This is a genomic window from Acinetobacter sp. 231_lipA, from assembly GCF_058243005.1.
The window spans coordinates 589,079-610,680 of the sequence record NZ_JBZAYU010000001.1 but is presented as its reverse complement, the minus strand read 5'-3'; the positions used below and the strand labels follow the sequence as shown (position 1 = coordinate 610,680).

The 21,602-nt window shown below is 42.8% G+C and carries 19 protein-coding genes and 1 pseudogene; 19 read left to right on the top strand and 1 reads right to left on the bottom strand.

Features of this window, described 5'->3' with window-relative positions; translation table 11 throughout:
- The 14 genes from nuoC (at position 1) to AC4CUX_RS03050 (ending at position 15,716) form a co-directional block, all read left to right on the top strand.
- Complete coding sequence (nuoC, locus tag AC4CUX_RS03115; protein ID WP_125274580.1) at positions 1 to 1,788, top strand: NADH-quinone oxidoreductase subunit C/D; 1,788 nt, start codon at positions 1 to 3, stop codon at positions 1,786 to 1,788.
- A gap of 14 nt (positions 1,789 to 1,802) precedes the next feature.
- Positions 1,803 to 2,312, top strand: a complete 510-nt coding sequence (gene nuoE / locus AC4CUX_RS03110) for an NADH-quinone oxidoreductase subunit NuoE (protein ID WP_004982912.1) — start codon at positions 1,803 to 1,805, stop codon at positions 2,310 to 2,312.
- Positions 2,309 to 3,640 (top strand): NADH-quinone oxidoreductase subunit NuoF, encoded by a 1,332-nt coding sequence (nuoF, locus tag AC4CUX_RS03105; protein WP_005400342.1) that lies wholly within the window; start codon positions 2,309 to 2,311, stop codon positions 3,638 to 3,640. Before nuoE ends, nuoF begins: the two co-directional genes overlap by 4 nt.
- Before the next feature lie 11 nt (positions 3,641 to 3,651).
- Complete coding sequence (nuoG, locus tag AC4CUX_RS03100; protein ID WP_490792173.1) at positions 3,652 to 6,333, top strand: NADH-quinone oxidoreductase subunit NuoG; 2,682 nt, start codon at positions 3,652 to 3,654, stop codon at positions 6,331 to 6,333.
- A 3-nt stretch (positions 6,334 to 6,336) separates the two neighbouring features.
- On the top strand, positions 6,337 to 7,344 hold the full coding sequence (gene nuoH, locus AC4CUX_RS03095; RefSeq protein ID WP_004695391.1) for an NADH-quinone oxidoreductase subunit NuoH: 1,008 nt from the start codon (positions 6,337 to 6,339) through the stop codon (positions 7,342 to 7,344).
- A 16-nt stretch (positions 7,345 to 7,360) separates the two neighbouring features.
- Positions 7,361 to 7,903 carry an NADH-quinone oxidoreductase subunit NuoI gene (gene nuoI, locus AC4CUX_RS03090; protein WP_004651038.1) on the top strand — a complete coding sequence of 181 codons (543 nt, stop codon included), beginning with the start codon at positions 7,361 to 7,363 and terminating at the stop codon, positions 7,901 to 7,903.
- The gene (nuoJ, locus tag AC4CUX_RS03085) at positions 7,903 to 8,421 is read left to right on the top strand and encodes an NADH-quinone oxidoreductase subunit J (RefSeq protein ID WP_171054232.1); all 519 of its coding nucleotides are present in this window, start codon (positions 7,903 to 7,905) and stop codon (positions 8,419 to 8,421) included. The genes nuoI and nuoJ overlap by 1 nt, the downstream gene beginning before the upstream one ends.
- Complete coding sequence (gene nuoK / locus AC4CUX_RS03080; RefSeq protein WP_004695395.1) at positions 8,421 to 8,729, top strand: NADH-quinone oxidoreductase subunit NuoK; 309 nt, start codon at positions 8,421 to 8,423, stop codon at positions 8,727 to 8,729. The genes nuoJ and nuoK overlap by 1 nt, the downstream gene beginning before the upstream one ends.
- Entirely contained in the window at positions 8,726 to 10,615 is a 1,890-nt protein-coding gene (gene nuoL / locus AC4CUX_RS03075) for an NADH-quinone oxidoreductase subunit L (protein WP_005400345.1), read from the top strand. Before nuoK ends, nuoL begins: the two co-directional genes overlap by 4 nt.
- Before the next feature lie 7 nt (positions 10,616 to 10,622).
- Positions 10,623 to 12,230: an NADH-quinone oxidoreductase subunit M gene (gene nuoM / locus AC4CUX_RS03070; RefSeq protein WP_171054233.1), complete on the top strand. Its 1,608-nt coding sequence runs from the start codon at positions 10,623 to 10,625 to the stop codon at positions 12,228 to 12,230.
- Between the two features lie 3 nt (positions 12,231 to 12,233).
- Entirely contained in the window at positions 12,234 to 13,730 is a 1,497-nt protein-coding gene (gene nuoN / locus AC4CUX_RS03065; protein WP_005400347.1) for an NADH-quinone oxidoreductase subunit NuoN, read from the top strand.
- 122 nt (positions 13,731 to 13,852) lie between these two features.
- Positions 13,853 to 14,488 (top strand): uracil phosphoribosyltransferase, encoded by a 636-nt coding sequence (gene upp / locus AC4CUX_RS03060; protein ID WP_005400348.1) that lies wholly within the window; start codon positions 13,853 to 13,855, stop codon positions 14,486 to 14,488.
- A gap of 81 nt (positions 14,489 to 14,569) precedes the next feature.
- A complete protein-coding gene (locus AC4CUX_RS03055) occupies positions 14,570 to 14,863 on the top strand; it encodes a cold shock domain-containing protein (RefSeq protein ID WP_058870137.1) in 294 nt (97 codons plus the stop codon).
- 121 nt (positions 14,864 to 14,984) lie between these two features.
- The gene (locus AC4CUX_RS03050) at positions 14,985 to 15,716 is read left to right on the top strand and encodes a cold shock domain-containing protein (protein ID WP_490792172.1); all 732 of its coding nucleotides are present in this window, start codon (positions 14,985 to 14,987) and stop codon (positions 15,714 to 15,716) included.
- Between the two features lie 30 nt (positions 15,717 to 15,746).
- Here AC4CUX_RS03050 and gigC read toward each other — a convergent pair whose 3' ends face one another.
- On the bottom strand, positions 15,747 to 16,625 hold the full coding sequence (gene gigC, locus AC4CUX_RS03045; RefSeq protein ID WP_004695408.1) for a LysR family transcriptional regulator GigC: 879 nt from the start codon (positions 16,623 to 16,625) through the stop codon (positions 15,747 to 15,749).
- Positions 16,626 to 16,710: 85 nt separating this feature from the next.
- On the opposite strand from gigC, the gene AC4CUX_RS03040 reads away from it, so the two are divergent.
- The 5 genes and pseudogenes from AC4CUX_RS03040 (at position 16,711) to AC4CUX_RS03020 (ending at position 21,540) form a co-directional block, all read left to right on the top strand.
- Entirely contained in the window at positions 16,711 to 17,472 is a 762-nt protein-coding gene (locus tag AC4CUX_RS03040; protein WP_490792171.1) for a ferredoxin--NADP reductase, read from the top strand.
- 155 nt (positions 17,473 to 17,627) lie between these two features.
- Positions 17,628 to 18,650, top strand: a complete 1,023-nt coding sequence (locus AC4CUX_RS03035) for a molecular chaperone DnaJ (RefSeq protein WP_490792170.1) — start codon at positions 17,628 to 17,630, stop codon at positions 18,648 to 18,650.
- 88 nt (positions 18,651 to 18,738) lie between these two features.
- Positions 18,739 to 19,929 (top strand): molecular chaperone DnaJ, encoded by a 1,191-nt coding sequence (locus AC4CUX_RS03030; RefSeq protein ID WP_490792169.1) that lies wholly within the window; start codon positions 18,739 to 18,741, stop codon positions 19,927 to 19,929.
- A 407-nt stretch (positions 19,930 to 20,336) separates the two neighbouring features.
- Positions 20,337 to 20,597, top strand: a pseudogene (locus AC4CUX_RS03025) (endonuclease domain-containing protein); the annotation flags it as partial.
- A 166-nt stretch (positions 20,598 to 20,763) separates the two neighbouring features.
- Positions 20,764 to 21,540, top strand: coding sequence for a hypothetical protein (locus tag AC4CUX_RS03020; protein ID WP_126037605.1), 777 nt, complete (start codon positions 20,764 to 20,766; stop codon positions 21,538 to 21,540).
- Positions 21,541 to 21,602: the final 62 nt, after the last annotated feature.

Below are 21,602 nucleotides of genomic sequence, written 5' to 3'. Positions count from 1 at the left end.
ATGGCTGAAACTGAAAACGCTATGCCAGAGTCAGCGCAAGTTGATTCACGCCCAGCATTTGCAATTGTAGAAGAGCTCAAAACCAAATTTGGCGAGAACTTCTATGTGCAAACGACTTTTGAAGACTTTCCAACAGTCTGGGTTGAGCGCGCGCGCGTACAAGAAGTTTTAATGTTCTTGCGTACAGTGTCACGTCCATACGTGATGTTGTTTGACTTGTCTGCGGTAGATGAACGTTTACGTACACACCGCGACGGTTTGCCTGCGTCTGACTTTACTGTGTTCTATCACTTATTATCGCTTGAACGTAATAGTGATATTCGTATCAAAGTTGCATTGAGTGAAAATGATGTAAATCTTCCAACTGCAACCAATATTTGGCCAAATGCCAACTGGTACGAACGTGAAGCTTACGATATGTTTGGGATCAATTTCGAAGGGCATCCAATGCTCCGTCGTATTTTGTTGCCAACCTATTGGGAAGGTCACCCACTTCGTAAAGAGTACTCTGCACGTGCCACTGAATATACACCGTATATGCAGAACCAAGCGAAGCAGGATTACGAACAGGAACACCTTCGTTTCGTACCTGAAGATTGGGGTATGAAGCGTGGTAATGACGACGAAGACTTCATGTTCTTGAACTTAGGTCCGAACCACCCATCTGCTCACGGTGCTTTCCGTGTCATCTTGCAGCTGGATGGTGAAGAAGTAAAAGACTGTGTGCCTGATATCGGCTATCACCACCGTGGTGTGGAAAAGATGGCTGAACGTCAAACGTGGCATTCATTCATTCCTTATACCGACCGTGTCGACTACTTAGGCGGTTGTGCGCAAAACATGCCTTATGTGATGGGTGTGGAGCAAATGGCAGGTATTACTGTACCTGACCGCGCGCAATGTATCCGTGTCATGATGTCTGAATTGTTCCGTATCAATAACCACTTATTGTATATTGGTACTGCGATTCAAGATGCCGGCGGTATGACCCCTGTATTCTATATGTTCGCTGACCGTCAAAAAATCTATGACGCGATTGAAGCGATCACGGGTTACCGTATGCACCCAGCATGGTTCCGTATCGGTGGTACAGCGCATGACTTGCCAAACAACTGGCAACATCTGATTCGTGAAATCCTAGATTGGATGCCGAAGCGTATGAACGAATACTACACAGCAGCGCTTAAAAACTCTGTATTTGTAGGTCGTACGCGTAATGTTGCGCAATATGACGCGAAATCTGCGTTGGCTTGGGGTGTAACTGGTACAGGTCTACGTGCAACAGGTATTGACTTCGACGTTCGTAAATATCGCCCGTACAGTGGCTATGAAAACTACGACTTCGACATCCCACTTGAGTACGAAGGCGATGCTTATGCACGTGTGATGGTTCACTTCCGTGAAATTGAAGAATCACTCAAAATCGTAAAGCAATGTTTAGACAACATGCCTTCAGGTGCGTACAAAGCAGATCACCCATTGGCTGTTCCACCACCAAAAGACAAGACTTTACAAGACATTGAAACCTTGATTACGCACTTTTTAAGCGTATCTTGGGGTCCAGTCATGCCTGCAGGTGAAGCATCTGTGATGGCGGAAGTGGTCAAAGGTGCGTCGAACTACTACTTGACTTCAGACAAGTCAACCATGAGTTATCGTACCCGTATTCGTACACCGACCTTCACGCATTTACAGCAAATGCCTTCTGTGATTAACGGTAGCTTAATGTCTGACTTGATCATTTATTTAGCGACTATTGATGTCGTTATGGCTGACGTGGATCGCTAAGGGGTAAACGCATTATGATGATTTTGACTGATAAAAAGCCACGCGTGAATGTTGAAGGGATTTTGACTGCGGACGAAATCCACGAAATTGAACATCACATTGGTCACTATCCGTACCCACGTGCAGCATCTTTGGATGCTTTGAAGTGTGTACAACGCCGTAATGGCTGGGTAGATGACGCGCAGCTAAACGCCATTGCTCAGTTATTGACAATCAGTGTTGCTGATTTGGAAGGTGTTGCAACTTTCTATAACCGTATTTACCGTCAACCCGTGGGTCGTAACGTCATTTTACTTTGTGACTCGATCGCATGCTTCTTGATGGGTGCGGAAACTTTAGCAGAAGCTTTTCAGCGCGAGTTAGGCATTCAGTTTGGTCAAACGACTGCTGATGGTCGTTTTACTTTGCTGCCGATTTGCTGCTTAGGTAACTGTGACAAAGGCCCAACCTTAATGGTGAATGAAGACACTCACGGTTTGGTTGAAGTTTCTTCAGTGAAACAGTTATTGGAGAAGTATGTATGAATACCGAACCAAAACCAATTTATGGCGAAGGTAACCCAGAAACGCATCCATTAACTTGGCGTTTGAGTAAGCAAGAGCACGTTCGTAATGCAGATGATTACGAAGCGCTTGAAGGTTACGCGGGTCTGAAAAAAGCAATCACCATGCCGCCGAAAGATGTGCTTGAAGTGATTAAAGCTGCGACCGTAAAAGGTCGTGGTGGTGCAGGCTTCCCAGCAGGGATCAAATGGTCTTTGATGGCGCCAAATGACAATTCAGGGCCACGTTACCTGATTTGTAATGCCGATGAGATGGAACCAGGGACCTTTAAAGACCGTTTGTTGATGGAAAAACTTCCTCACCAATTGATCGAAGGGATGTTGATTGCAGCGTATACGCTAGAAGCAACCCATGGTTATATCTTCATTCGTGGTGAGTACATTGAAGCAGCTGCGTACTTAAATGAAGCGCTTGAGCAAGTTCGTGCCAAAGGTTACTTGGGTGAGAACATCCTTGGAACTGGCTGGAACTTCGAGTTGCATGTGCATACGGGTGCGGGTCGTTATATCTGTGGTGAAGAAACTGCATTGATCAACTCGCTTGAAGGTCGCCGTGCAAACCCACGTACGAAACCACCATTCCCGCAAGTTGCAGGTGCTTGGGGTCGTCCTACCATTGTTAACAACGTAGAGACCTACAATAACTTACCGGCAATCATGTTGCGTGGTCCTGAATGGTATATCGGCTTATCTGCGGGTAAGTCGAAAGATCCAGGCACAAAAATTTATGGTGCATCTGGCAAGGTGAAATTCCCTGGTCTTTGGGAGCTTCCATTTGGTACAACTGCGCGTGAAGTCATTGAAGACTATGCGGGCGGTATGCGTGATGGCTTAAAGCTTAAAGCATGGTTACCGGGTGGTGCGTCTACAGACTTCTTGGCTGCTGAACACATTGATCTACCGATGGATGCTGAGAGCATCATGAAAGCAGGTTCACGTTTAGGTACGTGTTTGCTGATGGTGGTTGATGAAACGCAATGTATGGTTTCAGCGACACGTAACTTAGAAGAATTCTTTGCACGTGAGTCATGTGGTTTCTGTACGCCTTGTCGTGATGGTTTACCGTGGGCGGTGAAAGCACTGAAAGCATTGGAAGATGGTACAGGTAAGAAAGAAGATATCGATCACTTACAAGAACTTACTCGTAAGCTTTGGATTGGTAAGACTTTCTGTGCGCATGCTCCAGGTGCAATGGAACCGTTGATGGGTGCACTCAAATATTTCCGTGGCGAGTTTGAAGCAAAAGTAGTAAATGCTGCTGCGCAAACTAGCAACGTAGAACAAGCTTAAGGAATTCGACTATGGCTACAATTCATGTCGATGGCAAATCGTACGAAGTCAATGGCTCAGAGAACTTGCTGCAAGCATGTTTGTCTTTGGGTATTGATATCCCGTACTTTTGTTGGCATCCATCCTTAGGTTCTGTCGGTTCTTGCCGTCAATGTGCTGTGACTCAATACGCGAATCCTGAAGATACGCGTGGTCGTTTAGTCATGTCATGTATGACGCCTGCATCTGACAATACCTACATCTCGATTGAAGACAAAGAAGCGAAAGACTTCCGTGCGTCAATTGTTGAGTTCTTGATGACCAACCACCCACACGACTGCCCAGTCTGTGAAGAAGGTGGTCACTGTCATTTACAAGATATGACCGTAATGACTCAACACGACCGTCGTCGTTACCGTTTCACTAAGCGTACGCACTATAACCAAGAGCTAGGCTCATTCATTTCACACGAAATGAACCGTTGTATCGCATGTTACCGTTGTGTTCGTTACTACAACGACTATGCCGGTGGTACAGACTTTGGTGTGTATGCAAGTGCGTCACGTGTTTACTTTGGTCGTCCTGAGTCAGGCACTTTAGAGTCTGAATTTTCAGGTAACTTAACTGAAGTCTGTCCAACAGGTGTATTCACCGACAAAACTCACTCAGAACGTTATAACCGTAAGTGGGACATGCAGTATGCGCCAAGCGTATGCCAAGGCTGTTCTTCGGGTTGTAATATTTCTCCGGGTGAGCGTTATGGCGAACTTCGTCGTGTCGAAAACCGTTTTAACGGTGAAGTGAACCAATACTTCCTTTGTGATAAAGGTCGTTTTGGTACAGGTTATGTGAACCGTGCAGATCGTCCACGTCAACCGCAGTTCCGTGATGGTGCTGAAGTCACTACAGTTTCTGTAGATCAGGCATTAGATACGGTGATTGCAAATATCCAAGGCAAAAAAGTTTTGGGTATTGGTTCTCCACGTGCATCACTTGAGTCGAACTTCGCGCTTCGCGAGTTAGTCGGCCAAGAGAACTATTCAACGGGTATGTCTCAAAAAGAGCAAAACTTGGTTGAATTGGCTGCATCGATTATGCAAACAGAGGGTGTATATAACCCAGGTATGCGTGAAATCGAAAGCTATGATGCCGTGCTTATTTTGGGTGAAGACTTAACACAAACTGCGCCACGTATGGCGTTGTCTGTTCGTCAAGCGGCGAAAAACAAAGCCAAAGAAATGGCTGCAGAACGTCGTACTCAAGACTGGTTAGCAGAGCCGCTACAACGTATTGCTCAAGATGCGAAATCACCGATTTTCATCCTCGCTGCAACGCAAACACGCTTAGCTGATGTTGCTGCAGGTGAAGTGGTTGCTTCTCCAAACGATATCGCTCGTTTAGGTTTTGCCGTTGCTTCGGCTGTAAAAGGTGATGCAATTCTTGGTCTAGCGGATGATGCGAAAGCATTTGCTCAGAACATTGCAGATACATTGAAAGCGGCGAAGAAACCACTGATCATTTCAGGTACAAGTTTACAAGACGCATCAATCATGGAAGCTGCTGCACAAGTTGCGCAAAACCTTGGTGGAAATGCTGGCTTAAGCTTAACGGTTCCTGAAGTGAACTCTATGGGCTTAGCAATCTTCGGTGGACAAAGCTTAGAGCAAGCATTTGCACAAGATTATGACACGGTTGTGATCGTTGAAAATGATCTATTCCGTCGTTTGCCAGCGGTACAAGTTGAAGCAGCACTTTCTGGTAAAAACGTGATTGTTCTAGATCACTCTGAAACTGAAACTGTGAAGAAAGCGGATATCGTACTTTCTGCTGCGTCATTTGCTGAAGGTGATGGTACGGTTGTCTCTCAAGAAGGCCGTGCACAACGGTTCTACCAAGTGTATGACCCTAGCTACTACAAACCTGAACTGGCGATCAAAGAATCTTGGCGCTGGTTACATGCCATTGAAACCGGCGTGAAGGGCAAAGCGATTTCTTGGACCTTGCTTGACGATGTCATCGAGTCAGTTGCGAAAAACGTACCTGCACTTGCTGCGATTCAAGATGTGGCTCCAGATGCGGGCTTCCGTGTCCATGGTTTGAAAGTTGCGCGTGAACCGCGTCGTTACTCTGGTCGTACCTCTATGCGTGCACCATTGAACGTGCATGAGCCGAAACAACCGACAGATATCGACTCGGCATTAACCTTCTCTATGGAAGGTTATGTCGGGAACCAGACGCCGTCTCCACTGGTACCATTTGCATGGTCAGCAGGTTGGAACTCACCGCAAGCTTGGAATAAATTCCAAGATAACGTGGGTGGTCACTTAAAAGGTGGTGATTCGGGTGTGCGTTTATTCGATCGTTTAGCGAAGCGCCCAGCACGTACTTTCGTTGCTCCAGCGGTTGTGGTTGCAAACCCTGAAAGCTTCCGTTTAGTGCCGATGCATCACATTTTTGCTTCTGGTGAATTTACTGTGAAAACACCTGCGATGGAATCGCGTATTCCTGAAGCGGTCTTTGCAGTGGGTGAGCAAGATGCAACTCGTTTGAATGTTCAAGATGGTCAAAAAATCACTGTGAAATCAGGTGAGACTTCGATCGTACTTCCAGTTCAAGTGATTGATTATTTACCTACAGGTTATATTGGTTATCCAGTTGGTCTTGCACCTACGGTTTCACTTGCTGAGCCTGTATCAGTCGCGGTAGGAGCGTAATTCATGCAACAAGAATTAATCCGTCAAACGCCGCTTTGGGCTGAGAACTGGCCAATTGCCTACTCAGTCATTCAAGCGATTGTGATTTTACTCGTTGTAGTACTCATCGCTGCGTTGATGTCTTTTATTGAGCGTCGTTTACTGGGCTTATGGCAAGACCGTTATGGTCCGAACCGTGTAGGTCCTGGGGGGATGTTCCAGATCGTTGCCGACATGTTGAAAATCATGTTCAAAGAAGACTGGACACCAAAGTTTGCTGACAAATTGACTTTCCGTTTAGCTCCTGCTGTTGCCATGGCAACAGCGGTGATGTCGTTCATGGTTATTCCTGTATCACCATACTTAGGTGTTGCAGACATGAGCATCGGTCTATTGTTCTTTATGGCAATGGCAGGTATTGCAGTCTATGCGGTATTGTTTGGTGGTTGGTCATCAAACAACAAATATGCATTGCTTGGTGGTCTACGTTCTGCAGCTCAAACCATTTCGTATGAAGTGTTCTTGGGTATTTCATTGATGGGTGTGGTTGCAATTGCAGGCTCATTCAACATGCGTGAAATTGTAGAAGCACAAAAAGATGTATGGTTTGTCATTCCACAGTTCTTAGGTTTCCTAATCTTCGTGGTTGCAGGTGTTGCGGTAACTCACCGTCACCCATTTGACCAACCAGAAGCAGAACAAGAATTGGCGGAAGGTTACCACGTCGAGTACGGCGGTATGAAATGGGGGATGTTCTTCGTTGCAGAATATGTCAACGTAGTTCTGATCTCTGCATTGATCGTAACGCTATTCTTCGGTGGTTGGTTAGCGCCATTTAACATCGATATTCCGTTCATTCCACCAGTATTCTGGTTCATTATCAAAACAGCATTCTTTGTGATGATGTTTGTCTTGGCTCGTGGTTCACTTATGCGTCCGCGTTATGACCAAGTGATGAACTTTGGTTGGAAGATTTGCTTACCATTAGCGTTAGTTAACTTATTAGTTACTGGCGCAGTGATTCTGTGGTAAGGGCAGGGAGAATAAAATGTATAAAATTCTAGCTGGGTTCGGGTCAATCGTACGTTCACTGTGGATGGTTTTCTCACACGTGACACGTAAACGTGACACCATTCTTTACCCAGAAGTGCCAGCCGAACAAATTGTTCCACCACGTTTCCGTGGTCGTATCGTGTTAACACGTGACCCAGATGGTGAAGAACGTTGTGTTGCGTGTAACTTATGTGCAGTTGCATGTCCTGTTGGCTGTATTTCACTACAAAAAGCAGAAAAAGAAGATGGTCGTTGGTATCCGGAGTTTTTCCGTATCAACTTCTCACGCTGTATTTTCTGCGGTATGTGTGAAGAAGCATGTCCGACGACTGCAATTCAAATGACTCCAGATTTCGAGTTGGGTGAATACGTTCGTCAAGACTTGGTATATGAGAAAGAAAACTTACTCATTTCAGGTCCTGGTAAATACCCAGACTACAACTTCTACCGTGTAACAGGTATGGCTGTAACTGGAAAAGACAAAGGTCAAGCGCAGCGTGAAAGCGCACCAGTTGATGTACGGAGCTTATTACCATGATGTGGCCATTTTATTTGATGGCACTTGTGGCCATCGTTTCTACGATTCGTGTTGTGACCAACGCGAATCCTGTACACGCTTTATTAAGCTTGATCGTGTCACTTCTTGCGGTTGCAGGCATGTTTATGATCGTAGGTGCGCCATTTGCTGGCGCGCTTGAGATCATCGTCTATGCAGGCGCGATCATGGTGTTATTCGTATTCGTAGTGATGATGTTAAACCTTGGTCAACACACCGTTGAACAAGAACGTAAATGGTTAACATCGTCTGCTTGGGCATATCCAGCACTCATGAGCTTCTTAATGGGCTTGGTGTTGGTGTGGATGCTCGGCTCTGACTACACAGTGGCTGGCCCTGTTATGGGTACCGAAGTTGTGGGTCCAAAAGCCGTTGGCCAAGCACTCTTTACTCACTATTTATTATTGGTTGAAGTTGCTGCCATGTTATTGCTTGCTGCGTTGGTTGCAGCATTCCATCTTGGCAAACGTGAACCAGGTGCAGAAGAGGACAAACAATAATGGGCAACATCCCTTTAGAACATGGTTTGATTGTTGCAACCATTCTTTTTGCACTGGGTTTTTACGGTGTGATGGTGCGACGCAATCTATTATTTATGTTAATGAGCCTTGAAATCATGATGAACGCAGCTGCGCTTGCGTTTGTTTTGGCTGGTAGTGCATGGGTACAACCAGACGGACAAATCATGTTTATTCTGATCTTAACGCTTGCTGCGGCAGAGGCTTGTATTGGTCTTGCGATCGTCCTTCAGTTCTACCATCGCTTCCATCACTTGGATGTGGATGCTGCTAGTGAGATGCGCGGATGAGTTTTTTATATTTAACAGTATTATTCCCGCTCATTGGTTTTGTCCTTTTAGCGGCAGGTCGCAACAAGCTTCCTGAAAATGTCGCTGCTATTATTGGTGTGGGGGCGGTTGGCCTTTCTGCATTGGTTGCTTTGATCGCTGGTTTAGACTTTGTTAACAATGGCAAAGTGACCTATGTTCAACATCTTTGGACATGGTTCAATGTAGGTAACCTAAGCCCAGGCATTAGCTTACATCTTGACGGTCTATCACTGCTCATGATGGGTATGGTGACGGGTGTGGGTTTCCTGATTCACATCTTTGCATCTTGGTACATGCGTGGTGAAGAAGACTTCGCGCGTTTCTTCTCTTATTTCAACCTGTTCGTTGCCAGCATGTTGCTGCTCGTATTGGGCGATAACTTAGCGTTATTGTTCTTAGGTTGGGAAGGCGTAGGTCTATGCTCTTACTTGCTGATTGGTTACTACTACCAAAACCCTGCAAATGGTTTTGCAGCAATTAAAGCATTTACCGTAACACGTGTCGGTGACGTTTTCTTACTGATCGCTTTGTTCTTAATTTACCAACAGTTCGGTACTTTAAACATTGCTGAAGTGGTTGCAGCTGCACCAACAGTGATGACACAAAGTTCATCTTTAACCATTTGGACAGCACTGATGTTGTTCTTGGGTGCTGCAGGTAAATCTGCACAGATCCCATTACAAACATGGTTGGCCGATGCAATGGCAGGTCCTACTCCTGTATCTGCATTGATCCACGCTGCAACGATGGTAACTGCAGGTGTTTACCTGTGCTGCCGTATGTACACCGTGTTTGAAATGGCCCCTGAAGTGATGATGTTTATCTCAATCACTGGTGCGGTAACGTTGTTGGTGGCTGGTTTTGCTGCATTGGTTCAAACCGACATCAAACGTATTTTGGCTTACTCAACGATGAGTCAGCTGGGTTATATGTTTATGGCTGTGGGTGCTGAAGCTTACCAAGCAGGCCTGTTCCACATGCTGACTCACGCATTCTTCAAGGCATTATTGTTCTTGTCTTCAGGTGCAGTGATTTTGGCTTACCACCACGAACAAAACATCTTCAAGATGGGCGGTTTGTTCTACAAGAACAAATTCCTATTTGCTTGTTTCGCCATTGGTGGCGGTGCATTGGCCGCGATTCCATACTTCACCGTGGGCTTCTTCTCGAAAGACGCGATCTTGGGCGCAGTTTGGGTACAAGGCGAATCAATCGCAGTATATAACTCATTGTATTGGGTGGGTGTAGCTGGTGCTTTCTTAACGTCGATTTACACATTCCGCCTCATTTGGGTTGTGTTCTTTGGTAAAGAAAATACGCCGTATCATGCGATTAAAGGCATTACCTTCTGGGGTCCTTTGGCGATTCTTGCTGTACTTTCAACTTTCGTCGGTGCGGCACTTAAAGCACCTGTGGAAAGCATTTTAAATGCAGCAAAAATTCCAGCATTTGTGATTCCTGAAGCTTTAGAACATGGCATGCATAGCGCTGAATGGACTGCTGTAGGTATTGCATTGGTTGGTTTAGTGATTGGTGTGGTCTTATTCGCGTTTGCTTATAGCGCAGTGAAAGGCTTTGCTAAAACGTCATTGGGTGCAGGTCTTGCAAACATTTGCCGTAATGCACTGGGCTTCGATGCGCTGTATGACATCGTTTTTGTGAAACCATATTTGCTTATTGCGAAGATTTTAGGTCGTGATCCAATTGATCGTTTGTGGTTAGTCTTGCCTGCACTTGTAAAAGGCGGTCACAGCTTCACAAGTTCACGTCAGACGGGTTCATTGCGTGATTACGCATCAAGCATGGCATTAGGTATCTTTGTATTGCTAATGGTCTTGATCGTCACTCAGATCGTGGGGAAATAAGATGGAAATCACAAACAACTGGATTCTACCCGCGCTGATCTTAGTTCCGTTCATTGCTGGTTTTATTTGTTGGTTAGTCGACAAACTCGACGACAAACTGCCGCGTTATATCGCGTTAGTGGGTATGCTCATTACTTTGGGCTTAACTGTTGCCCTATGGCAGACAGGTACATTTAACTACGAACTTGGCGCGAAAGTGCCATCGTGGTCTGCTGAATTCATGTTGCCATGGATTCAGACTTTAGGCATTAACATTCACTTAGCGGTGGATGGTCTATCTCTATTAATGGTGGGCTTAACGGCACTTTTAGGTGTGTTGGCTGTCGGCTGTTCTTGGGGTGAAATTCAAAAGAATGTTGGTTTCTTCCACTTAAACCTTTTATGGTCTTTGGGTGGTGTGATCGGTGTATTCTTAGCGATTGACATGTTCTTGTTCTTCTTCTTCTGGGAGATGATGCTTGTACCTATCTACTTCTTGATCGCGCTTTGGGGTCATAAAGGGGCAGAAGGTAAATCACGTGTTTACGCTGCAACCAAATTCTTTATCTATACGCAAGTCGCTGGTCTTATTATGTTGATCGGTATCCTAGGCCTTGTGGTTTATGGTTACATGATGACGGGTATGATCGGTTTTGATTACAACTACTTATTAGCTGTAGCCAACACTTTAGACAAAGAATTACCTACCGTTGCTTATGCATTCATGCTGTGTTTATTTGTCGGTTTTGCGGTAAAACTTCCAGTTTTCCCATTACACGGCTGGTTACCAGATGCGCATGCACAAGCACCTACAGCAGGTTCGGTTGACCTTGCAGGTATCTTAATTAAGACCGCTGCATATGGTTTACTACGTTTTGTGATTCCATTCTTCCCAGCGGCTTCTGCACAGTTTGCAGACATCGCGATCATTTTCGGTTTAATCGGTATCTTCTACGGTGCTTGGTGTGCTTTCCAGCAAACCGATATGAAACGTTTACTTGCGTACACGTCAATTTCACACATGGGCTTTGTTTTACTTGCGATTTACGCAGGTAACATCTTAACCTTCCAAGGTTTGATGATCATGATGTTGGCACATGGCTTGTCATCTGCTGCATTGTTCATTATGTGTGGTCAAGTGTACGAGCGTGTTCATACACGTGATATGCGTTTGATGGGTGGTATGCGTGGTCAGTTCCCATATCTTGCATTCTTCCTCATGTTCTTCGTGGCGGCGCTTGTGGGTATTCCAGGTCTAGGTAACTTCATTGGTGAGTTCCTGATCCTGATGGGTTCTTATGCAAAATTCCCAGTGTTTACTATTCTTGCAGCAGTAAGCTTAGTATTTGCAGGTCTTTATGGCTTGATTCTGATCCACAAAGCGTTGTTTGGTACGCCAAACGAAGAACAACAGCAGCACTACAACAACCCATTGAAAGATTTAAATGTGCGTGAAGTAGTGATCTTGTTAATCTGTGCTTTCGGTCTGTTATGGCTTGGTTTGTACCCACAAAGCTTCCTTGATATTTCAAATTCAAGCATGGCGTGGTTAGCGAACAGCTACATTCCTGTACAAGAAGTAGTTGACGTTGCGAGTCAAGCAACTGTTCAACTCGAAAATGTGGAGATGCAATAAGTCATGAACTTCACAATGTCATTTTCTGAGCTTATGCCTTTAGCTCCTGTGATGATCGTTGCTTTAACAACGATCGTCGTGATGATTCTTACTGCAATTAAGCGTAACCATAACTTAATTGCAACAGCATCAGTGGTGGGCTTAAACCTTGCAGCAGCATATGTACTCTTCACAATGTTCGGTGGTGCTTTTAAACCAGCGAACGTGATGGGTATGTTTATGGTGGATGCGTTCACCTTGCTGTACCAAGTAATTATTCTAATTGCTGCTTTGGCATGCTGTACTCTGTCGCATGCTTATATTGAAAGCTATAAAGATAATCGTGAAGAACTGTATATCTTAATGTTGTCATCAGTGACTGGTGCAATGTTAATGGTGGCAAGTTCTCACTATGCATCGTTCTTCATTAGCCTTGAGTTGATGTCGATTCCTGTATATGGCTTATTGGCCTATACACACCAGCGCTCTAAGTCTTTAGAAGCGGGTGTGAAGTACTTGGTGCTTTCAGCAACAGCTTCGGCAATGTTGTTGATGGGTATGGCTTATATTTACGCGTACACAGGTTCAATGTCGTTCTATGACAATGTTCAAGCGTTAATGCAAAACATCCAACAGCCAATGGTACTTTTAGGTTTAGGCCTGATTGTTTTTGCTGTGGCATTCAAACTGTCTTTAGCGCCATTCCACAAATGGACACCAGACGTTTATGCAGGTGCACCAACTCCGATCGCAACTTTCCTTGCTACAGCTGCAAAAGTAGCGACGATTGGTTTGTTTGTACGTTACATCCTAACATCAGGTGCGATTCTTGTTGACTCAATCGTGACGATCTTAACCGTGATTGCGGTATTATCGATCTTGGTGGGTAACTTCCTTGCAGTGAAACAAGTGAACTTGAAACGTATCTTGGCATACTCTTCAATTGCACACTTTGGTTACTTGTTGATTGGTTTAATCAGCATGACGTATGCAAGCCTTGGTAACGTATCGGTCTATGTGATCACTTATGTGTTAACCACGATTGGTGCGTTCGGTGCTGTTGCATTGATGTCTAGCCCATACAACAACGTAGACGAAGCAGAAAGTTTAGCGGACTACCGCGGTCTATTCTGGCGTCGTCCAGTGTTGACTGCCGTATTAACCGTGATGATGCTATCGCTTGCGGGTATTCCATTGACAGCGGGCTTCATTGGTAAGTTCCTTGTAGTCATGGCTGCGGTAACGACTCAGCACTGGTTCCTTGCTGCGATGATCATCGTTGGTTCTGGTATTGGTCTGTACTACTACCTCCGTGTGATGGTTGTTATGTACATGACACCACCAGATGCACCTCGTGTAGATGCTGTGGATCATTGGGGCCAAAAAGTGGGTGGTATTATGGTGCTTTTAGCTGCGGCAGCAGTGCTTGTGATTGGTATCTATCCAGATCCAATTATCAAGTTAGCACTTCAGTCAGAGATTCTATCTCCAATCCACTTTATGCTTTCTCAACAGCACTAATTTTTAAAAACGTTTCGTTTTAACAAAAAAGCCTCCATGAATTGGGGGCTTTTTTGTTTTTATCGCACGATAAAAAGCTTTATAATGTAAGGAATTTTATTTTACCTTTTAGGTGCTCTCCCGTGGCTATCCATGAAATTCGTCATCCACTGATTCGTCATAAGCTTGGTCTTCTTCGTCGTGCCGATATCAGCACTAAAAACTTCCGTGAGCTGGCTCAAGAAGTGACCATGCTGTTGACCTATGAAGCGACCAAAGATTTACCTGTTTGCGACCATGAAATTGATGGTTGGAATGGTAAAGTAACAGTAGATCGCATTGTGGGTAAAAAAATCACGGTTGTACCAATTTTACGTGCGGGTATTGGCATGTTAGATGGTTTTTTAAACCTGATTCCCAGTGCTAAAGTCTCTGTATTGGGTTTAGAGCGTGATGAAGAAACGCTTGAAGCACGTACTTATTACAAAAAGTTAGTTCCAGATGTACAAAACCGTTTAGCGATGATCATCGACCCAATGCTTGCAACGGGTTCTTCATTGGTTGCTGCAATTAATGTATTGAAAGCAAGTGGCTGTAAAGACATCCGTGTGATGGTGTTGGTTGCGGCGCCTGAAGGCATTAAACGTGTTTTGGATGCGCACCCAGATATCACTATTTTCACGGCTTCAATTGACCAAGGCTTAAATGCCAATGGTTATATCGTGCCGGGTCTAGGCGATGCGGGCGACAAAATCTTTGGTTCAGTTCAAAAAGATTAAGATTGAGCCCCAGCAAAAAGAGGCTTTTATAGCCTCTTTTTTATATACTACAACAAAGCGTGTACATATTAGGATCTGTTTATGAAGGCCGAGCAATATCAAGGAAAAGTTAAGCAATATAACGCTGACAAAGGTTTTGGCTTTATTTCCTCACCTGAAGGCGACGTATTTTTTCATATCTCGGATTTTCCTGCAGACTCAGGTGAGCCGAAACGCAATGAACGCGTGAAGTTTAATGTGGTTGAAAATGGCGATCGCTATAAAGCGATTAAAATTGAGCGGGTTGAAGATAACTCTACCAAAGCCAAGAAGTCGAAAGTCTCAAGCCATAATAAATCGATCACCACAGATTTATTGTCTAATTTTCGACGCTAAGTTAGCGTTGATTCAGAGTTTAATCGTGCAAAGATTAATCTTTGTATTTTGAAGCAAAGAGGCTTTTTAGCCTCTTTTTTATTGATTACAATACGAAAAATACAGTTGAATAGAGCAGATTATGTTTCTGAAAGGGAAAATCAAAAGCTTTAGTACCTCACGTGGTTTTGGTTTCATTGAGGTGGAAGGGGATATTGATGATGTGTTTTTTCATATCAAAGATTTGCCACAGCACAACATTGAGCCCAAGCTTGGTGAAGCACTTCAGTTTATGATTGTAGAAGGCCAAGGCAAGTTTAAGGCTGGGAATATCCAGCGGCTTGGTCTGACCTCAGAAAGCAAAGCAACGACATCACCCAATAAGAAAAAAGTGCGTACCCAAGCCTCACCACGTTACCATGAGGCAGGTCATAAAAGTACCCTTATCACCGTGATTGGGATCATTATCGTCGCGGTATTGGGCTTTTTGACCTATGGGAAATATCAAAGTTATAGTGCAGAAAAACAGCGTAAAGCTGAACAGTTGATGCTCGAGCAACAACAGATTGTAGAAGAACAGCGTAAAGCTCTAGGAAAGTTACCCGATCAAATCCTTTCTGAGCAAGGGAAGCGTAATTTAGATGCAGGTCTACACCAGACCAATCAACCCCGTTCTGAACGTGTGACTGAAAGTATTGATAAACAAAATGGTCGTTTACCTGTCAGTCCAGGGCAGTTTAAATGCGATGGGCGAACCCATTGCTCTCAAATGCGTTCTTATGAAGAAGCGCTATACTTCTTAAGGAACTGTCCAAATACCCAAATGGATGGGAACAATGATGGTGAACCTTGTGAGCGCCAATTTGGGAAATAAAAAAAGCACCCTCGGGTGCTTTTTGCTTACTTATTTTTCGCAGAATTTCATAAAGGCTTTGAGTCCTGGGCCTTGGTACTTCTGACGATGCACCAACATGAACAGTGGACGCGTTAGAGACCAGAACGGAGTATCAAGTACCACCAACTGGCCTTTTTCGCGCAAAGGTTCCGTTGCCAGTTTTGAAATGCATGACATCCCTAAACCACCTGCCACGATTTTTAAAATCGCTTCATTATGACCCAAGGTCAGACGGATATTGGCATCAGGCAAGTCTTTCAAAATAGCATTATCAAATACTTCACGTGTACCTGAACCTTCTTCGCGCAAGATCCACTCGACCGATTTAAAGTCTTCAGGCGTTAATGTGCGATTTAACTGCGCCAAAGGATGTTCTGGTGCACAGCAGACCGCTAATTCATCGTCCCGCCAGTGAATACATTGCAGTTGTGGCAAGTGACAAGAGCCTTCAATCAAGGCCAAATCCAGTTGGAACTGATTCACCGCCTCAATCATTTGACGGGTGTTACCAACTTGCAGTTGTAAATGGGCTTGAGGCTGAATTTGTAAGAAATCAGCCATTAGGTCAGGCATGAGGTAGTCACTGATGGTCAGGGTTGCACCCAAACGCAAATCAATGCTTTGTAACTCACCTTTAGCGGCTTGCTCGAAAGCATCACAGCGACCCAAAATTTCTAAAGCTTGTGGCAGCAGGAAACGACCCAGATCATTGAGCTGAAGACGCTTACCTAGACGGTCAAACAGAGGAGCTCCCAAACCGTCTTCTAGATCTGCTAAAGCCATACTCGCAGCACTCTGGGTGAGTCGAACCGCATCACTGGCTTTGGTTACTGTGCCTTCTTGAGCAACTGCTACAAAAACCGCCAACTGGCGTAAAGTCATGCGCATGAATATAGCCTTAACATTTAAAAAATATTAACAAATTATGTGGTCATGCTAACATGAGCAACGTCTTTGATGCCACGCTGAAATCATGTCAATTGAAAAATTTAGCCTAGAAAAGGTTTTATCCGTACACCGTTGGACCAATACACTTTTTAGCTTCACTATGACGCGACCTGCACATTTTAAGTTTACCGCAGGACAATTTGCCCGTATTGGCATCAAAGTGGGTGATGAATTGGTGGTTCGAGCGTATTCGGTGGTGTCCTCTCCCTTTGATGAAACTTTAGAGTTTTTCTCGATTGTGGTGCCTGAAGGTGCATTTACTTCGAACTTACAACACTTAAAAGTCGATGACGACATCTACCTCGAAAAGATCCCGTACGGCTTTTTGACTTTGGCGCGTTATCAACTGCCGTTACCAAAAGATTTATGGTTACTGGGCACAGGCACAGGGCTGGCACCTTTTATTTCAATGTTACAAGACTTTGAGACGTGGTCGAAGTACGAGAGCATTACTCTGGTCTATAGTGTACGTATAGCCTCCGAACTGGCGTATGCAACACGTATTCAAGAAATTGCAGAGACTTTTGGTGAAGGGCATACAGGCTTTAAGTTTGTGCCGATTATTACCCGTGATCCGCATGCGCCATTGCATGACCGCTTACCTGTACTGATTGAAAATGGTGAGCTTGAAAAAGCAGTTGGTTTGAGTCTCAACCCAGAAACCAGCCATGTGATGCTGTGTGGTAACCCGCAAATGGTTGAAGACACCAAAGAAGCCCTGAAAGCACGTGGTCTGACCATGAACCGCCGTGGTGAAGGAAATATTGCGGTCGAAAACTATTGGTAAAGCTATTTCACTCAATAAAAGGCTCATCGAATGATGGGCTTTTTTTCACTCAAAATTTGAATCACTCAGATTTTAAACTTGGCTCAAAGAGAGTAGCACTGCTTGTACGCTCAGATCGCGCTATAATTTCTCCTTTGTATTGGATTGGATGGGTTATGTCTTCAGCGTTAAAAACGACGGCTCAGCCAGAGGCGAGGCTTAGCCCGCAGCAGAAAAAATTAAATCGCTTAATTGACCAGATTGAACAACAAAAACAAGAACTGGCAGCATGGAAAAATGCGCAAGCCGATATTCAAAACTATACGCGCAGTAAGCTTTTACCTGTGTATAGCGAGTTACACACGGTTTTATTTGCACAGCTTGATACTCTATGGAATCACTTAGCCAGCGATGGCTTTAGCAAAGTTGATCTGGCGCAGATTGACACCAAAATAGCCGCTTTAGCCAAGATGCTAAGAAAATCACAAATGCTAACTTCAGCGCAGAAAGAGCAAGTAGAGAAAATTGATACTTTCTATATGCAGCATGCAGAGCATATACGCTCGAAGAAAACCAAAGCGAACTCAATACAAAATCATGACCTCGCTGAAATAGTAGAACAAAACGTGGATGTAGACTGGGAAAATTATGAATACGATTCTGCCCAATATGAAGCAGAGCGAGAACGTGCCAAGCAGTTAAAACAACAAGAAAAACGCGAGCAAGCCGCCAAAATGGCAGCGCAGTCACTGAAAACGGTGTATTTAAAAATTACCGCGATGATTCACCCTGACCGTGAACCTGACGAAACGAAGAAGTTAGAGAAGACCGAACTTTTGCAGACGGTCAATGAAGCTTACGCAGAGCAGGATTTATTTTATCTATTGAAACTCCAGTTACAGCTAGAGACCAATAAAGGCCTAAGCTCAAAAGCTTTAAGTTCGGAACAAGTGAAGTTTTATCAGTTGGCTTTGGAAGCGCAGAGTCAGAGTTTACAAGGTCAATTAGATGAGATCTTTGCGTCTTTTCACTTGAGTAGTCATATCAATACCAAACAGCTCAAAATGAGTGATGTGTATAAGGTCATAGATCAGGATGCTACCGAGTTAAAACAGCAGTTGAAGTGGGAAAAGGAACGTTTAAAGCATATGAAAAAGGTGAGTGGGATGAAGATCTTGATGGAGCATGGGGTTCTATGAGATAAGATTTTACTTTTTAAACAAATAGTCGTAGGCATGCTTTCTGTTAAAATATTGAGTCAAATCGCATTTGTATTGAAATAAAGTCATGAGCATTTTAGATTTAAGTTTGTATCAAGAAACTGAAAATTTATCCCCACAACAAAAAAAGTTTAATCGTCAGATTCAAAAAATTGAGAAATTACAACTCTCTTTGGTTGAGTGGCAACAAGCACAACAAAAAGTACAGGAGGATGCAAGTTTTGAAATCTTGCCATTATATGCCCAATGGCACCAAGTTTTATTTAGTCAACTAGAGGTACTTTGGCAATATAAACAATCGCATAAACTTGCTAAAACCCATTTAGAGCGTTTAGATAAAAAAATCTCAATTTTAGTGAGTCAACTTTTAAATAATCCCAATCTGTCTGAAGAGCAACATGCATTGACCATCGTCATTGCTCAATTTTACAAAATTTTAGAAGACCATGATCATTTGCCTACATCACAAGTAGATGATACAGAGGATGATTTTCATTCAGAGCATGATGTTGATGAAATGATGCAAAAACAAGTGATGAAAGAAATTCTTGCAGATCAATTGGGTGTGTCTGAGGACTGGATTGACTTTGATTTTGATCTCGAAAATCTTGAAGAGTTTATGCAAAAAGTAAAAGAAAAATTTGATCGAGAGGAAGCTGATTTCATTCAAAATCAACTTAATGATCATGAACGTGAGGCATATCAAAAGTTTGCAGAAAAAGAAAAAAAGAAAATTTTAAAGAAGCAAATGCAACTTGAAGATGCAAAAAAAATGGCAGGGCAGTCATTAAAAAGCATTTATTTAAAAATTGCCTCTGTGATCCATCCTGACCGCGAAAGAGATGAGCAAAAACGTATAGAGAAAACTGAGCTTTTGCAGCAAGCAAATACTGCACTTGAAGAAAAAGATTTACTTACGCTGTTAAAGTTACGTGCTTATACAGAACAAGGTGATCAAAAACAAGCAGTTAAAATCGCAAATGAACATTTGAAATCTTATAATCTATTGCTAGAAGATCAAATTGAACAATTGCAAATTGAGTTAGATCACATTATTTACTCATTTGATTGGGAAAGCTCTGGTTTTTATAAACAGACTTTTAAACCTGCTGATTTGGCTAAGAAGTACCAATATGATTTGACAGAAATTCGAAGAAAGCTATTGCAAGATGAACAGTGTTTAAATAGTTATAAGGATTTTGATTGTTTAAAAAACTTACTTAAAAATAGAGCATTCGGCTGGTCATTTAATTTTTAAAGTGGGTTGAGCCTGTAAATAATTTTGTGTAATTGATTTTCATCAATTAAAGGTGATTGCTTAGGGGCGGTCAACAAATTCAATAATAACGCGGCTCATGGCTAAACGCCATGAGCTGCACAGCAGCGCAAGATAAGCGTATTTCACTTTTTAGACGCTGCATCACAATTGCTAGATAAATCACGTTACGCACAGCATCTCCGTTGGAAAGACTTTACGCTTTTGATCGATTAGCGTATTTTCCATCTTTAATGACTTGATTGCTTTGGTGGCGTAGATGGCTTTGCATACCTCTGATAAATAAGCAAAAAAAGTAAAAGCTGAGCATGTGTATATGAAAAAGCTGAGTGGGGTGGAGATGTTGTTGGAACATGGGGTACTTTGATTTTCCCTCACCTCCTTGCGGACAGTATGTGATTGCACCGTATATTGTGGATTTTTACTGTCATGAAATTGGCTTGATCATTGAGTTGGATGGCAGTCAGCATGGAACTAATGATCTCATGGCATATGATGTTGAACGAACCAAGTTTTTTTAGAGGCTTTGGGCTTAACTGCCGTGCGGTACTGGAATTCTGATGTGTTGGGGCTTGACGGATAGAGTTTTGGAGGATTTGTGGCAGATATGTTCTAGATTAAAACTATTTAATTTAATAACTAAGGTTTAATAATATAAAATAGATTTATTGATATAATTAATTGATTAGACCTCTTGCGAAAGTATAGTTTTATCTATTTTTTGAATTGGCTAAAACCTCATAAAATATAGCTTTCGGCTACTTAAAATTTGACTAACGCAAGAAGTCTATTGTTAATGTCTTATTAGGGGAAAAAATGTCTTATTATAATTTAGCTACTAATCAAGTTTTACTTAGAAGCTACGAAGAATTAGCATTGCTTCATAAAAGAAAAAATGCACCAACGGAATCAAAAGAAGAGTTAGCAAAAACATTTGGAATGAGCGTGGATACATTCTTTCGTGATTCTAGAAGAATTGATAATTATGTATATAATTTCCCATTGTTATCTTTAAATGCTGCAATAATTGAAGGCATTCTTAGATTTATTTTGTCACAGAATTTAAGAGCTGTGATTAATAAACATGTAGAAGAGAACTCTAAGAAAGGTCAAGATACTAAAAGTCCTTATGAAAATATTTTAGATAACTTTTTAATTCGTGTTGAAAATGATGGCGGGATTGAGAATGTATTTAAGTATTACTTTAGTTACCTAAAATTTCATTTCGATACTGAAATTGATAAAGCACTATTTAAGAAAATAAAAATATTATTCCGCTTAAGAAATATTTTAGCTCACGGTACTACATTGGTAGAGACGAATCCTGATTTCATTGATGAAAATAATTTAGCATTTTTCAAACAACAAGAAATGCTGAAAGATGCAAAAAAACTTTTAGACGAACTATATGGTGAAAATGATTTATTAAAAAATATATCTCATTACGAAGTACCAGAATATTTTATGGGAGTCACCCAAGAATTTTTACAAGAATTTAAAAATAAATTTGGCAGCAAACATAACTTATCTGATGATGATAGTCTTTTTTTGGATAAGATAATTGGATACTCTTGGGGATATAGATTAGTTTGATTCTAAAAATAAAGGGCTGAATAATCAGCCCTTTATACACAAATTAGATCAAACTAACAACA